This window comes from Ningiella algicola, from assembly GCF_028401415.2.
Classification (GTDB): domain Bacteria; phylum Pseudomonadota; class Gammaproteobacteria; order Enterobacterales; family Alteromonadaceae; genus Glaciecola.
Map to the genome: position 1 here is coordinate 3,042,577 of NZ_CP171821.2, position 14,924 is coordinate 3,057,500.

General features: G+C 44.7%; 13 protein-coding genes (1 of these 13 running past the window's edge). 8 read left to right on the forward strand and 5 right to left on the reverse strand.

Annotation, left to right across the window (positions count from 1 at the left end; translation table 11 throughout):
* Window positions 1-80: 80 nt before the first annotated feature.
* Entirely contained in the window at window positions 81-2,882 is a 2,802-nt protein-coding gene (gene polA / locus PN836_RS13265; protein ID WP_395339031.1) for a DNA polymerase I, read from the reverse strand.
* A gap of 573 nt (window positions 2,883-3,455) precedes the next feature.
* Here polA and PN836_RS13270 point away from each other — a divergent pair.
* Window positions 3,456-4,907 (forward strand): TrkH family potassium uptake protein, encoded by a 1,452-nt coding sequence (locus tag PN836_RS13270; protein ID WP_395339033.1) that lies wholly within the window; start codon window positions 3,456-3,458, stop codon window positions 4,905-4,907.
* Between the two features lie 27 nt (window positions 4,908-4,934).
* Here PN836_RS13270 and trkA read toward each other — a convergent pair whose 3' ends face one another.
* The 4 genes from trkA to def are packed head-to-tail and all read right to left on the reverse strand — an operon-like array spanning window position 4,935 to window position 9,227.
* Complete coding sequence (gene trkA / locus PN836_RS13275) at window positions 4,935-6,314, reverse strand: Trk system potassium transporter TrkA (protein ID WP_395339035.1); 1,380 nt, start codon at window positions 6,312-6,314, stop codon at window positions 4,935-4,937.
* A 15-nt stretch (window positions 6,315-6,329) separates the two neighbouring features.
* Window positions 6,330-7,679, reverse strand: a complete 1,350-nt coding sequence (rsmB, locus tag PN836_RS13280) for a 16S rRNA (cytosine(967)-C(5))-methyltransferase RsmB (protein ID WP_395339037.1) — start codon at window positions 7,677-7,679, stop codon at window positions 6,330-6,332.
* A 44-nt stretch (window positions 7,680-7,723) separates the two neighbouring features.
* Window positions 7,724-8,662 (reverse strand): methionyl-tRNA formyltransferase, encoded by a 939-nt coding sequence (gene fmt, locus PN836_RS13285; RefSeq protein ID WP_395339039.1) that lies wholly within the window; start codon window positions 8,660-8,662, stop codon window positions 7,724-7,726.
* A gap of 52 nt (window positions 8,663-8,714) precedes the next feature.
* Entirely contained in the window at window positions 8,715-9,227 is a 513-nt protein-coding gene (gene def / locus PN836_RS13290; RefSeq protein WP_395339040.1) for a peptide deformylase, read from the reverse strand.
* A 230-nt stretch (window positions 9,228-9,457) separates the two neighbouring features.
* Here def and PN836_RS13295 point away from each other — a divergent pair, with 230 nt between their 5' ends.
* The 7 genes from PN836_RS13295 to PN836_RS13325 all read left to right on the forward strand — a co-directional run.
* Window positions 9,458-10,564: a LysM peptidoglycan-binding domain-containing protein gene (locus PN836_RS13295; RefSeq protein ID WP_395339042.1), complete on the forward strand. Its 1,107-nt coding sequence runs from the start codon at window positions 9,458-9,460 to the stop codon at window positions 10,562-10,564.
* A 27-nt stretch (window positions 10,565-10,591) separates the two neighbouring features.
* Window positions 10,592-11,752, forward strand: a complete 1,161-nt coding sequence (gene dprA / locus PN836_RS13300; protein WP_395339044.1) for a DNA-processing protein DprA — start codon at window positions 10,592-10,594, stop codon at window positions 11,750-11,752.
* A gap of 2 nt (window positions 11,753-11,754) precedes the next feature.
* Window positions 11,755-12,231 carry a DUF494 family protein gene (locus PN836_RS13305; RefSeq protein WP_395339046.1) on the forward strand — a complete coding sequence of 159 codons (477 nt, stop codon included), beginning with the start codon at window positions 11,755-11,757 and terminating at the stop codon, window positions 12,229-12,231.
* A gap of 15 nt (window positions 12,232-12,246) precedes the next feature.
* Window positions 12,247-12,789: a type I DNA topoisomerase gene (locus PN836_RS13310; RefSeq protein ID WP_395339048.1), complete on the forward strand. Its 543-nt coding sequence runs from the start codon at window positions 12,247-12,249 to the stop codon at window positions 12,787-12,789.
* A gap of 62 nt (window positions 12,790-12,851) precedes the next feature.
* Window positions 12,852-13,406, forward strand: a complete 555-nt coding sequence (locus tag PN836_RS13315) for a Sua5/YciO/YrdC/YwlC family protein (protein ID WP_395339049.1) — start codon at window positions 12,852-12,854, stop codon at window positions 13,404-13,406.
* Window positions 13,403-14,341 carry an oxygen-dependent coproporphyrinogen oxidase gene (gene hemF / locus PN836_RS13320; protein ID WP_395339051.1) on the forward strand — a complete coding sequence of 313 codons (939 nt, stop codon included), beginning with the start codon at window positions 13,403-13,405 and terminating at the stop codon, window positions 14,339-14,341. Before PN836_RS13315 ends, hemF begins: the two co-directional genes overlap by 4 nt.
* A 133-nt stretch (window positions 14,342-14,474) precedes the next feature.
* Window positions 14,475-14,924, forward strand: the 5' portion of a protein-coding gene (locus PN836_RS13325; protein ID WP_395339053.1) for an OmpW family outer membrane protein. Its footprint extends 231 nt past the window's final position; 450 of the gene's 681 nt are visible here — the first part of the coding sequence; its start codon is at window positions 14,475-14,477; its stop codon lies beyond the right edge, outside the window.

Here is a 14,924-nt window from a genome sequence, read left to right on the forward strand (position 1 = left end):
CATTCATAGTGTCAGAACTGACTTATACGATTAAGTTCAACAAAAGTTGCAGTTTTCCGTTCTTTCGAAAAAATCACGCTCTAGTGAGCCTCATCCCAGTTATTACCTTTGCCCGCTTCTACAAGCAAAGGAACGTCTAAAGACACGCAGTTTTGCATAATGTCACAAATTTTTTGCGTGTAACTATTCAGTTTATCTTCGCGGATCTCAAAGACTAACTCATCGTGCACTTGCATGGTCATAATGATTTCATCATCGGCATTGTCAATCGTGTCTATCCAAACGGCGACATCGATCATCGCTTTTTTTATAATGTCAGCGGCGGTGCCTTGCATAGGTGCATTGATGGCTGCACGCTCTGCGCCTTTGCGTCTAGCGCCATTACTGGCATTAATATCGGGTAAATACAATCGCCGGCCAAATACCGTTGATACATAGCCAGTTTGTTTCGCGTTTTCACGCGTGCTTTCCATGTATGTCAGTACACCAGGGTATCTTTCAAAATAGGTGTCCATGTAGCGCTGGGCATCTTGCCTTGAAATATCAAGTTGATTGGATAAACCAAACGCGCTCATGCCGTAAATTAGCCCAAAATTGATGGCTTTTGCACTGCGTCGTTCGTTGCTGCTCACTTTATCAAGCGCAACCCCAAACACTTCAGAGGCCGTTGCACTATGGATATCTTTCCCATGGCTAAATGCTTCCAACAAACCTTTGTCTTTGCTTAAATGGGCCATGATCCGAAGTTCAATTTGCGAATAGTCTGCCGCAACCATTTTAAATCCCTTTTGCGGGACAAAAGCCTGGCGAACCTGGCGACCCTCTGGCGTTCGGATTGGAATATTTTGTAAGTTAGGGTCGCTCGACGACAAACGACCCGTTGCCGTTACGGCCTGATGATAAGAGGTGTGTACGCGGTTACTGCGGTGATGAATCATGCTTGGAAGTTTATCGGTGTAGGTGTTTTTTAACTTTGATAAACCACGATATTGCATGATCAGTGCTGGCAGTTCATAATTTTTGGCAAGTTCTTGAAGTACCTCTTCTGAGGTGGATGGTGCGCCTTTGGGCGTTTTTTTCACTATCGGCAAAGACATTTTTTCAAACAATATATGCTGTAGTTGTTTGGTAGAGCCTAAGTTGAAAGGTTCTCCCGCCAGCTCGTGAACGTGCGTTTCAAGCTCGACAATGCGCTTGGCTAAGTTTTGGCTTTGCTGGCCGAGCATTTGTGAATCAATAAGCACGCCCGTTTGCTCCATTTTTGCCAGCACGGACGCCAGAGGTATTTCGATTTCGTTAAGGACTTCCAGCAACCCCGCTTGCTTTGACAGTAATGAAGACAATACTTCGTATAATCTTAAGGTAACATCCGCATCTTCTGCTGCATAGCGCGCCGCGTTATCAAGTTCAAGCTGATTAAACGTAAGCTGTTTTGCACCTTTCCCTGCCAGCTCCTCGAAACTAATACATTTATGGCCTAAATACTTCAGCGCTAAGCTATCCATATTGTGTTTTGTTGCAACGCTATTGAGAACGTAAGAAGCCAGCATCGTGTCGCTTTTTATGCCCCGTAATTGAATATCGTAATTCGCCAACACGTTCATATCATATTTGATGTGCTGTCCAATCTTTTTATTATCGTTTTGCTCAAGCAAGGGTTTTAGTTCACTCAGTACCATCTCGCGATCGAGTTGAGCAGGCGCACCCGGGTAGTCGTGGGCCAGGGGAATGTAACACGCTTGATTAGGCGCATAAGAAAAACTCAGCCCCACCAATTCAGCCTGCATATAGTCTAAGCTGGTGGTTTCAGTATCGATTGCATAGTAGTCGCAGGCTTTAAGCGAAGTAATAAGCGCCTGAAAGCTTTCTTCGTCTAATATTGTCGTATATGCATCCAAATCGAAAACAGCTGAAGACTCGCTTGGTGAGGATTCACCCGCGTCCATCTTGGCCTTCTCATTTTCGAACACATCAGTAACATCAGCGCTATCGGTAATATCAGCATCGCTCACTTCGCTTAACCAGCGCTTGAACTCCAGTTCAGCGAACATGTTCTTTAAAGTAGGGCGATCCATCTCGCCAATGTGCAAATTATTCGGTTGGTATTCGAGTTTTACGTCACAGGCAATAGTGGCAAGTTCATAGGAGAGTATGGCTTGCTTTTTGTACTCCTCCATTTTTTTTGCCATGGTTTTCGCTCCACGAAAATCAAGCGTAGCAATTGCATCCAAATTCTCGAAAATAGCGTGCACGCCGCCAATACCGTTTAACATTGCAACCGCACTTTTATCGCCAACGCCGGGCACGCCAGGAATGTTGTCTACCTTGTCACCCTTTAGGGCTAAATAGTCAATAATTAGCTCTGCTGGTACACCAAACTTCTCAACAACACCCTTTAAATCCATTGTTGTGCGTGTCATGGTATTGATTAAGGTGACGTGCTCGCTTACCAACTGCGCCATGTCTTTATCACCGGTGCTAATGACGCACTCTACGCCTTGTTCGGTAGCTTGCTTTGCCAGGGTACCAATGACGTCGTCTGCTTCAACTCCAGGTTCAACAATTATAGGAAAACCCATCGCTTCAACGATAGCGTGAAGCGGCGCAATTTGGCTTCTTAACTCCTCGGGCATAGGTGGACGATTAGCCTTATATTGGTCGTAGATGTCGTCGCGAAAGGTTTTGCCTTTAGCATCAAATACCACGGCCATGTGCGTGGGTTTGTAATCTTTTACTAAAGAACGCAGCATATTCACTACACCATAAATCGCTCCAGTGTCTTGACCCTTGCTGTTGGTCAATGGAGGAAGGCCGTGAAAGGCTCTAAACAGATATGAAGAGCCATCAACTAAAACAAGGGGGGCAGTGCTAGAACTGTGCATAACTATTCGTCTCTGTATGTGAGTGAGGCCTTAACCATTGATTTTTATAAATAAAATTAAATATGAAAACAAATCACCTTGTGGGTAACTATGTTGAAAACTAAATTTTATTCAGCAAAAAGCTACCTAATCTTATCCAAAGATTAAGTATTTATTTGAAAGTTTTGGCAAAACGCGAAGATAAAACCGCAATCCTTAACTTTTTTAATTTTTATATGAGTCCATCTATGTGCCGTTTGCATGTGTGAAGCAACCAAGAATAGTTAACATGAAAACTGCGACAACACGCACAAATCTAGCAGAAATTTTTGACTTGCCAAGTGATAATTTTGATTAATTTTTTTATCACGATGCTTCAATCACTTAGCGTTGCTGAGAAATATTTGGCATTGTGTTTGAGTTTTTTAAATGAAAGGCACACAATACAAATATGTGGCAAATTATCGGAGTGCTTTTGCTTCCTTCATCGCCGCAGAGTTAGCAGGCCTTGGCTTGTAAAAATAGATGTATCAGCTAACGCACGCAGTATCAAAATGGCCGCTGCAAAGTCCGAAATGAAAAGGTAAAGCTAGTTTGCAATATCGCGCAATTATTCGAATTCTAGGGCTGTTAGTTGCTCTTTTCAGTGTAACTATGCTCCCGCCGGCGCTTATTTCGCTCATTTACCAAGATGGCGGCGGTCTGGCCTTCGTTATTGCCTTCATTCTATCTTTAATCACCGGCTTAATCTTTTGGTATCCCAACCGAAGAAACAAAAGTGACCTTAGAGCAAAAGAGGGCTTTTTGATTGTGGTCTTGTTCTGGACAGTGCTTGCTACCTTTGGTGCCTTGCCTTTTGCTTTGCTCGACCAACCTCAAATGACCATTACCGATGCAATTTTTGAGTCGTTTTCTGGTTTAACGACGACAGGCGCAACGGTGATTGAAGGGATTGAGTTTTTACCAAAAGCCGTACAGTTCTATCGGCAACAGCTTCAATGGCTTGGCGGTATGGGGATTATTGTTCTCGCGGTTGCTGTGCTGCCCATTCTTGGTGTAGGGGGAATGCAGCTATACCGAGCTGAAACACCCGGACCGGTTAAAGACTCAAAAATGACGCCGCGTATCGCCGATACCGCAAAACATCTTTGGTACATTTACCTCACACTCACAACTGCGTGCTCTTTGGCATATTGGATTGCGGGCATGAGCCTTTTCGATGCCGTGTGCCACGCATTTTCAACAATTGCCATCGGCGGATTTTCAACCTATGACGCAAGTCTCGGTTATTTTGACAGCGCTGCGGTGAATATTGTGTGCGTCATCTTCTTATGGATAGCGGCACTTAATTTTTCCCTGCACTATGCAGCAGTCAGCGGTCGTAACATAAAGAATTATTTTCATGATCCAGAGTGTCGAACCTTTTTCACGCTTCAGTTTGTACTCATTACAGTATGCTTTCTAGTACTGGTGCATTATTCGGTGTACAGCAGTGCTGAAATTGCGCTTGACCAAGCGTTAATTCAGGCGGTATCCATTAGTACAACTGCCGGTTTCGCAACTACTGACTTTGCTAGTTGGCCTGCGTTTTTACCGATTCTGCTAATTTTCTCAAGTTTTATTGGTGGATGTGCAGGTTCAACAGGCGGTGGGTTAAAAGTTATACGTGTGCTCTTGTTATTTTTACAGGGTAAGAGAGAGGTGGATAGACTTATCCATCCAAAAGCAGTTTACGCAGTAAAACTGGGCGAGCGAGCTATGCCCTCTCGGATTGTTGAGGCGGTTTGGGGATTTTTTGCCGCGTACGCGATTGTATTTGTGGTTATTATGATTGGTTTAATCGGCACTGGGCTTGATAATATCACGGCGTTTTCGGCAACCGCAGCAACCCTAAATAATCTAGGTCCGGGTTTGGGTACTGTGTCAGGTACCTATGCTGAGGTGTCCGACAGTGGTAAATGGATGCTAGTACTTGCAATGCTATTTGGACGATTAGAGGTATTTTCTTTGTTGGTATTGTTTTCGCCCACCTTTTGGCGAAGTTAGTGCTTACTTATCCCGAGTTGACTTAAATTAGCCGAAAAATAGCGCTGAAGGCTGGAAGAGTTTTTCTACATCCCAAATGAATTTCTTATCTACCAAAAATAACACCACGTGATCATTTGCTTGGATTACCGTATCGCTGTGAGCAATGATCACTTCATCTTTGCGCACAATCGCGCCAATCGTAGTGCCTGGCGGCAGTTTGATGTCTTGAATTTGTTTGCCCACTACTTTTGATGTGCTTTCGTCGCCATGAGCAATTGCCTCTATTGCTTCAGCTGCACCGCGTCGCAAGGAGTGCACATTTACAATATCGCCACGTCGAACGTGCGTCAGCAGAGCTGAGATAGTGGCTTGCTGAGGCGAAAATGCGATATCGATGTCACCGCCTTGAACTAAATCTACGTAGGCGCTGCGCTGAATCAAGACCATTGCTTTTTGCGCACCCATGCGTTTGGCCAGCATTGCCGACATAATATTTGCTTCATCGTCGTTAGTGACCGCAATAAAGGCGTCGACTTGCTCTACATTTTCTTCGCTTAAAAGAGACGCATCAGAAGCATCCCCCTGAAACACTATGGTTTTATCTAAAATCGTGGACAAGTAATGCGCACGTCTCTCGTTATACTCAATCAGTTTAACGTTGTGTTTATGTTCTAAGCGCTTTGCTAGACCTGCGCCGATTAGCCCGCCGCCTGCGATCATGATGTGCTTGTAACTTGATTCAAGCTTTTGCAGTTCGCTCATAACGGCGCGTATATGTTTGGTATCCGCGATAAAAAAAACTTCATCATCGGCTTCTATTACGGTTGTGCCCAGGGGGCGAATGGGACGCCCACGCCGATATATTGCAGCTACCCGAGTCTCCACATTTGGCATATGTTCTTTGAGCGCTGATAGCGCATGGCCCACTAACAATCCGCCATAATAAGCTTTGACCGCGACTAAACTGGCTTTACCGTCAGCAAATTCCACAACTTGCAGCGCGCCCGGGTAATCAATTAAACGCTTAATAGCGGTGGTGACCAATTGTTCGGGAGCAATTAGATGATCAACAGGAATATCTTGATGTTTATAAAGCTGCTCCTGATAAATGATGTATTGTTCAGAGCGAACGCGCGCGATTTTAGTTGGCGTTTTAAATAAGCTGTAAGCCACTTGGCAAGCCATCATGTTGCTTTCATCACTACTGGTGACGGCTATTAGCATGTCTGCGTCTTCTGCGCCGGCTTTTTTTAAAACGTCTGGGTGGGAGCCTATACCGCAAATTACCTGCAAATCCAGTCTATCTTGCAGGTCTTCTAAGATGCCAATATTGGAATCAATAATCGTGATTTCATTTTTTTCGCCGACCAGGTTTTCGGCAAGCGTTCCGCCAACTTGACCTGCACCGATGATGATGATTTTCATAGTATTTCTTGCCTCTTATGCAGACTTTATCAGTCTAGCGAAAAAGAAACCATCCATGTTTTGCTCGCCGGGCAATATTTGCCAACCGGGCTGCTCGTCACTTTCAGTTTTCACAATGGGTGAAAGACGCGCATCGGGATGTTCGGCTAAAAAACGGCGTACTTGTTCGGTGTTTTCCTCGGGCAATATTGAACAGGTGGCATAAAGCAAGGTTCCTCCAGGCTTAAGCGCCAGCCAACATTGCTTCATAATCTGATGCTGCAGTTCGCACAGAATAGGTAAGTCCGCCGCTCGTCTATGCCATTTGATATCGGGATGCCTCCGAATGACGCCGGTGGCTGAACAAGGTGCATCTAGCAGTATTCTATCGAAGGCCGGAAGCGAATGGTAGGTACTTACACTAGCCGCATCGGCATGTACGATATGCACTTTGCCGGATTGCTCCAGATGCCCAAGGCGTTTCAAATTTTCATAGGTGCGTTCATGGCGCTTTGCTTCACTATCTATGGCGTATAGCGCCTTAATATCGCTACACAGCTCAAATATGGCTGCAGTTTTGCCTCCCGGAGCGGCGCACGCGTCAAGAATTTCCTCTTTTGCTTGCGGGTTTAAAAGCCCTGCAGCATGTTGCGGGGCTAAATCCTGGACTGAGAACCCCCCGTTCTCAAAGAGGGGAAGCGCAGTAACATCCGTGTTTTTTTCAAGAAGGATGGCGGTAAGCTTAAGCTCATCGCTCAGCCCGGTAGAGGATTGAACGCGTTGGTGCTGAACACCGATGTCACTGAGAAGTTCACTGTAATGTGATAGCGAGCATCGCTTTGTATTGACTCTCAACCACAGCGGCGGTTTTTCAAGCATGGCGGCCGCAATATTTTCATAACTATTGGGGTAAGCTTGCTTGAGTTTGCTAAATAGCCATTTAGGCAAGTTAAGCTTGGCGTGCGTTTGTGTAATCTCAATATCTTGTAAGCCTTGTCGCTCGAAATTACGCATGACTGCGTTCACCAATCCAGAAAGCATTGGAAACTTAAGTACTTTGCATGCGTTCACTGTTTCTGAAACAGCAGCATGTTCGGATGTGCGCATAAAAGCTTGCTGAAAGAAACCAAGCATGATCAAATGCTCTACAATTTTCTGCTTTTTCTTAAGCGGCTTATCAAGCAATTGCCGAAGCCAAACTTGTAAGGTGGGCACTCGGCGCAAAACACCCAATACTGCTTCTTGCAACCAAGCGCGATCATTTGCTTTTTCATGCCGAGCAAACACTAAGGGCATAATGTCTCGTGATGAGCGCCCAAGCTCTAGTATCTGGTAAATTGCCCATGCTGCATCTGCGCGAAGATTAATCGGATGCGCTATTTGCATAAGTAAAGGCCTTGATAAGTTTTGATATCCAATGCTTGCATACCTTAACTAAGTTGCTGACCTGAAGTGAATAAATTTGGCTTGCCATTAATCAGTTCGGCGACGTTTTGCTTCTTTTTGCCAGGAAGTTGGAGCTGTTTTACCCGCAAGATGCCGTCTTTGCATTGAATATCTAAGCCCTCTTTTGAATACGCAATAACCTGCCCGTTTTGAAAACTTGAGCTTGAATGCTTTTGCTCCACGGTTTCCGCTGTATGTATTTTTATCGCGTCGTTGTTATGCATAAACCAAGAATATGGCCATGGGTTGAAGGATCTGACATTACGTTCTAACTGAGCGCAAGGAAGACTCCAATCGCATTTAGCTTCATCTTTCGATAATTTTTTTGCATAGGTCACATCCACTTCGCTCTGAGTAGTTGCTTCGAGCTGCTCGTATGATGCTAGCGCTGCCAGCAAGGCTACTGGCCCAAGCTCTGCGAGTTTTGTATAGAGACTTGCACTGGTGTCGGTTTTTTCAATAGGAATCGTTTTTTCTAGCAGCACCGGCCCTGTATCAAGACCTTCATCCATCTGCATGATGGCAACGCCACTGTGGCTATCGCCCGCCCAAATAGCTCGCTGAATTGGCGCTGCACCGCGCCAGCGAGGCAGCAACGAACCGTGAACATTAATACAACCTTTTGTCGGTGCGTCTAGCACGCCTTTAGGCAATAGCAAGCCATAAGCGACGACGACCATCAAGTCAGCGTGATAGTTTTTGAGCGTGTCGACACTCTGCTCGGACTTGAAGTTTTCTGGTTGCTCAACGGGTATTTGATGTGAAAGAGCAAGGGTTTTTACTGCGCTAGCGTGCAGCTTTTTACCTCTTCCCGAGGGGCGATCGGGTTGAGTGTAAACTGCGAGTATTTCATGATCGGATGCCAGCAAAGCCTTTAGATGAGCTGCGGCGAAATCGGGTGTGCCTGCAAAAATGAGTTTCACTTGTTCTCCAGCAAAGGACTGCCCAGATGTTTTATGCGTGTGTACTTGTATACTAGCCTGCTCTGGCTGCTAGTCTCGCTTCTTTTTCCAATTTCTTCTTGATTCTTTGCCGCTTAAGAGGAGACAGGTAATCAACGAATAGCTTTCCTTGAAGATGGTCTAGCTCATGTTGAATACAAATCGCGAGTAAACCGCTTGCTTCGAGTGTAAAGGGTTTTCCGTCAGCATCTAGGGCCTCAACAACGATGTTTTCAGCGCGATCCACTTTTGCATAGTTGTTTGGTACCGATAGACACCCTTCTTCACTAACGGTAGTGCCGTGCTTCTCGGTAATTTTAGGGTTAATAAATACTCTTGGTTCGTCTTGATCTTCCGAAACGTCCATTACGACAACACGCTTGTGCACATCGACTTGGGTTGCCGCTAAACCAATGCCTCGCTCGTCACGCATAGTTTCGAACATATCCTCAACTAAGGTTTTGATTTTTGCGTCAACCTTTTCAACTTCTTTGGCGACGGTTCGCAAGCGTTCGTCAGGAAAAGTCAAAACTTCAAGAATCGCCATTAAAAACACCCTTTTGGTCAGTATACTAATTGATACTTATGCGCCAGAATCGGCAATCAATCACGTCTATTTTTGATTTATGCTCAATAAAAGCAGATTAAAAACTGCCGAGACAACACAAACAATATTAGAAAAACTATCAATTTAAGTTCAATTAATAGCTTTTCAAACCGATAACGAATTATACAGCAGTCGTTTTATTAATAAACTGATATTCGTACAGGAATGATATGATGCGTTTTTACAGCCTTTTGCAGCGCTTATTTGCAGTTTTGCTATGTGCATGCTTTACCCTTACGTTCGCGCGCGCAGAGGTGGTGAATATTCGAGATGACGCGCCACAAACTTATACCGTCGAAAAAGGCGATACGCTATGGGACATCTCTAGCTTATTTTTAGATCAGCCTTGGCGCTGGCCCGAGTTATGGCGGAACAATACGCAAATTGAAAATCCGCACTTAATTTATCCGGGGGATATGCTTCGCCTGCGCTGGGAAAATGGCGTGCCAGTGCTTGAATTAGTAAGCGACAAACCCCTTGTCACTCTCTCACCCGATATAAAGCGGGTTTCCAAGCCGGGCGCAATTGATATATTGCCGTGGGACAAAATTAAGCTGTACGTTAACAACGACAGTATCATGTCTGCTGAGGACTTCCACGCCCTTCCTTCTATTCTGGGTGATAGAGAGGGGTCAGCGCGATTCGTTAATGACGATTATGTGTTGGCAAAAGCAAAAGAAAGCTTTGAGATCTCGAGCGCAACTCGCTATGAGATTGTTCGCAAAGAACGCGAGATATACGACAGTCTCGGCGCATTGCTGGGCATACAAGTTATTCAACTGAGCGAGGCTGATTTAAGCAACAAAATTGATACCGACCGACATGTAGTCAAAGTTTCGAAGAACCTGCGCGAAGCGAAACAAGGTGACCGGCTAAGACCTTCAATGGATTTCAATGCTAATGACCTAAGATTGCAGCCTGCCACGCGCCAGAAGGGTGAATTAGTTTCAAACATCAATGGCTATAATATTATCTCAAAGCATGACGTTGTCATCATAAACATCGGCGGTCGAAAAGTGAAACCAGGCATGGTCTTCGGTATATACAAGCAAGGCAAAGATGTGAAGTTCAAAGAAGAACCTAGTTATTCTATGTCTCGCGGAAGCATCGCCGATATTTTCACCTTACCTGAAGTGATTGAACAGCCTGCTTACAAAGTTGGAGAGCTGGTTGTGATCAGAGAATTTGAGCATGCAAGTTATGCATGGGTTACTAAAGCCACCACTCATTTGACTGGCGGTGAGATAATCGCAAGCCCTAGACCTCCTCAAAATTAATATGATGCCATAACATAAGGAATAACGATGACCAAGGATTCGGTCAGACAATATCGTAGAGAATTATCAGACGCTTCACGTCGACAACACTTAGTTGAAACATATCTTAAGTTAGATAGCGTGCCCAATTTGGGCATTGTTAGTCTTAGAAAACTAGCGTCTAAATTCGGCTGTCATTTGGCAGAGCTCCCAACAATAGACGAAGCAACGCTGGTTCGACATGGTTTAAAACCAGCTCAAATCGCGAGTTTAAAAGGCAAAAATCAAGGCTTCGACGCAATGCGACGTCGGACCTTTGACTGGTTACAAAAGCATTCATCGAACTGCATTTTAACACCTGAAGATGAGCACTTTCCGACAAGTTTATTACACCTTGCGAGGCCACCTTTACTGCTGTTTGCGACTGGAGATGTCTCAATTTTGGCTCAATCGCACATCGCTATGGTGGGTACGCGTTCACCGAGTCAATATGCTAAAGAAGTCATTGATGATTTTGTTCAGGACATCAGTATTAACATGGATGTTGGTCTTACCAGCGGCATGGCCTTAGGCGTTGATGCCCTATCTCATCGCGCTGCTTTGCATTATGGCGTGAAAACTATTGCGGTCTTAGGGTGTGGTATCGACGTGGTTTATCCAAAACGGCATCGCGCTCTATATCAACAAATATGCGAAGAAGGACTTGTCGTGAGCGAGTTTGTCCCCGGGACTGCGCCTCACGCCAGCCTGTTTCCGAGGCGTAACCGTATTATCAGTGGTTTGTCTGCGGGAGTGATTGTTATAGAAGCGCAGATAAAAAGTGGCACATTGGTCACTGCAAAATATGCTTTGGAACAAAACAAAGAAGTATTCGCCGTGCCAGGCGCTATTTACAACCCAAATTCTCGCGGCTCTCATCACCTAATAAAATCGGGTGCAAAACTGAGTGAAAGCGTGAAAGATATTCTTGAAGAGCTGCCACACTTAGAAAAACAGAATAAAGAATCCACAATTAGCCAAAAAAATGTCAATCAAAGCTTGGCATCTGATCCATTGTTAGATAGTGTTGGTTATAGCGCTACATCAGTCGACCTGATAGCTGAACGCAGCGGCATGCCAGTTTCTGACGTGCTGACACAATTAATACAATATGAGTTGCGTGGCATAGTGGCCCCCACACCAGAGGGCTACGTTAAATTGAGGGGCTAATTATGTTCGATATCCTCATGTACCTGTTTGAAAATTTGGTACACAATGAGTCGGATATGATGGTAGACCAAGACGAATTAACAGATGAGCTAATTCGGGCAGGTTTTCATCATGATGAAATTTATAAAGCTTTGGCATGGCTTGAGAAGTTATGCGAGCTTCAGTCAACCGACGACAATCCTTATCTACAGTTTACGAATAGTCCAAGTACTATTCGTGTATATACATTCGAAGAACAACAGCGTTTAGACTCGCAGTCGCAAGGTTTTCTTCTTTTCCTTGAGCAGATAAACGTACTCGAAACCGCTACTCGGGAAATGGTTATCGACAGAGTCATGGAGCTCGATACCAAAGAGTTTTGTCTTGTTGATTTGAAGTGGGTAGTGCTAATGGTCTTGTTCAATGTGCCAGGCAAAGAATTGGCTTATGAGCAAATGGAAGAGCTCCTATTCGATACTCCTGATGGCTTGTTACATTAATTTACACCATAAGCGGTGACGAACCAACAACAAGCCATCCATGGCGTATGCCCCGAATGCGATAGCCCATTGCTTCTCAAGCACGTCGGAAAGTCAAGCTTTCTGGCTTGTTCAAGCTATCCCGCTTGTCATTATACAAAAGCTCTGACGCACAACGACGTTTCCGTTGTCAAAGAAATGCCCGACAGCGAGTGCCCTGAATGCAACTCAATCTTAGCGGTTAAAAAAGGCCGTTACGGTATGTTCATCGCTTGTACAAACTTTCCAAGTTGTCATTTTATTTCGAATACCCATGAAGTAAAAAAAACGGCAGAATACGTCCCGGTTGACTGCCCATCATGTAGTAAAGGCAAACTGGAAAAAAGGCAAAATAGATTTGGTAAGTTCTTTTATGCATGCGACAGATACCCAAAATGCAAATTTGTAGCTAACTCTCTGCCTTTTCAACAACAATGCGAGCAGTGTGGTTACAAAGTGATGCTACAAAAAGGAAAAGCGTCTGGTGTAATGGTTTGCGCTGATTCAGGCTGCGGTCATATTCAAGACGCAGACCAATAGATAGCGCTAACAATTGATGCAAAGACCTCAGTTTTTCCTGGAAACAGCTTATCGAGAAGTATATGCAATTTGAAGTAAATCAATTTAGGCAAGATTACAGCGAGGGTAAAGTATTCGCATATCCGACCGAGGCGGTTTACGGGCTTGGATGCGACCCTCTTAATCAAAGCGCAGTATATGAAATATTGCGATTAAAACAAAGGCCTGTAGAAAAAGGCATGATTCTGATCGCGCAAAGTATCGAGCAAGTTTTACCCTTTGTGCGCTTTGACGAGCTTAGTCAAGAAGCAAAAGCGAAAGTTGCAGATACTTGGCCGGGCCCGGTGACTTGGTTACTGCCAAAATCTGCGTATACACCAGATTTCATCAGTGGAGATTCGGATATGGTGGCGGTAAGAGTAACAGACCATAGTTTAGTCCAACAAATGTGTTGGGCTGTGAATAGCCCTTTGGTATCTACCAGTGCTAACCCCGCTAGCGATGCTCCCGCTCGGTCGGCCCAAGCGGTATTGGCATATTTTAACGATGAGGTAGTGTTAATCGACGGTGAACTTGGAACCCAAAGCGCTCCGAGCAAAATCATCAATAGTCAAACGCTGGAAGTCCTTCGCTCATGAATCAAGACCATGTGACTTATCAACAAGTTGAGCTAGTTAAAGCTTATCTTCTTTCGCTTCAAGATAATATTTGCGACACCTTGAGTAAGCAGGATGGGAAAGCCAAGTTTTTAGAAGACAAATGGGATCGTGAAGAAGGTGGTGGAGGGCGTTCACGTATTTTAAAGCATGGTGCAATAGTTGAACAAGGCGGAGTCAATTTTTCTCATGTATTTGGTGAGCAAATGCCACCTTCCGCTACGGCGGCGAGACCTGAGCTGGCGGGGCGAAAGTTTCAGGCTATGGGTGTTTCCTTAGTGATCCACCCTCACTCTCCATATATTCCGACTTCACATGCAAATGTGCGATTTTTCATCGCTGAAAAGGAAGGCGAGCCAGCGATATGGTGGTTTGGCGGTGGCTTCGATTTGACACCATCTTATGTGTTTGAAGATGATGCGCGCCATTGGCATCAAGTGGCATATGACGCATGTGCGCCATTTGGTACTGAGGTGTACCCACGCTATAAGAAATGGTGTGATGAATATTTCTTTCTCAAACATCGCAACGAAACCAGGGGCATAGGCGGATTGTTTTTCGACGATTTAAACGAATGGGGATTTGTTAAGTCCTTTTCCTTCATGCAGGCTGTTGGTGACGCATATCTGAAGGCTTATGTGCCGATTATGGAAAAACGAAAATCCAAAACATATGGGCAGCGCGAGCGGGAGTTTCAGCTTTATCGACGAGGTCGCTACGTTGAATTTAACTTAGTATACGACCGTGGAACATTGTTTGGTTTGCAAAGTGGCGGAAGAACCGAGTCAATATTGATGTCGATGCCACCTCTGGTTAGATGGGAATACAATTATGCTCCCGAGATGCACAGCGTTGAGTCATTGCTTAGCGACTATTTGCGGCCTATAGACTGGCTAAAATTGGAAGATTCCAAATAATCATCGAAAAAAGTTGATATAGATCAATTGAACAACCGTTGCTAAATCTCTGTTTTAAAAACACTAATCTAGATCAATATTGTGTCTTTGTGCGTAAGTATCATCGGTTTCAAATTAATCAGGAGCACAACACATGAAAAAATCATTAGTCACTCTAGCAGTATTATCAACCTTTGCAGTCACAACCGGCTCAGCATTTGCCTATGAAAAAGGCGATATTGTTGTACGCGCTGGTCTGGCAAGCGTTGTACCAGGTGATTCAACATCAAATGTTATCGCTGGTCCAGATGACTTAGGCTTTGGCCTAACGGTAGACAACAATGCACAACTAGGGTTGAACTTCGCTTATTTCTTAACTGATAGAATAAATGTCGAAGTACTAGCAGCTACGCCGTTTAAGCATGACGTTAATTTTGGCGTTGAAGACCCTCTAGGGAGTGGCACTCAGCTAGGTGAAGTAACCCATTTGCCGCCAACGGTCTCTGTGAACTATTACTTAACTGGCGCGGACGCAACTTTTCAACCGTACGTTGGTGTGGGTGTTAACTACACTATTTTCTTTGATGAAGAGTTTACCAGTGCA

What these genes read in the sequence shown, in the direction of transcription:
- polA (WP_395339031.1), bottom strand. Translation starts at nt 2,882, where the DNA reads ATGCACAGTTCTAGCACTGCCCCCCTTGTTTTAGTTGATGGCTCTTCA.
- PN836_RS13295 (WP_395339042.1), top strand. Translation starts at nt 9,458, where the DNA reads ATGATGCGTTTTTACAGCCTTTTGCAGCGCTTATTTGCAGTTTTGCTA.
- hemF (WP_395339051.1), top strand. Translation starts at nt 13,403, where the DNA reads ATGAATCAAGACCATGTGACTTATCAACAAGTTGAGCTAGTTAAAGCT.
- PN836_RS13315 (WP_395339049.1), top strand. Translation starts at nt 12,852, where the DNA reads ATGCAATTTGAAGTAAATCAATTTAGGCAAGATTACAGCGAGGGTAAA.
- PN836_RS13305 (WP_395339046.1), top strand. Translation starts at nt 11,755, where the DNA reads ATGTTCGATATCCTCATGTACCTGTTTGAAAATTTGGTACACAATGAG.
- def (WP_395339040.1), bottom strand. Translation starts at nt 9,227, where the DNA reads ATGGCGATTCTTGAAGTTTTGACTTTTCCTGACGAACGCTTGCGAACC.
- rsmB (WP_395339037.1), bottom strand. Translation starts at nt 7,679, where the DNA reads ATGCAAATAGCGCATCCGATTAATCTTCGCGCAGATGCAGCATGGGCA.
- dprA (WP_395339044.1), top strand. Translation starts at nt 10,592, where the DNA reads ATGACCAAGGATTCGGTCAGACAATATCGTAGAGAATTATCAGACGCT.
- trkA (WP_395339035.1), bottom strand. Translation starts at nt 6,314, where the DNA reads ATGAAAATCATCATCATCGGTGCAGGTCAAGTTGGCGGAACGCTTGCC.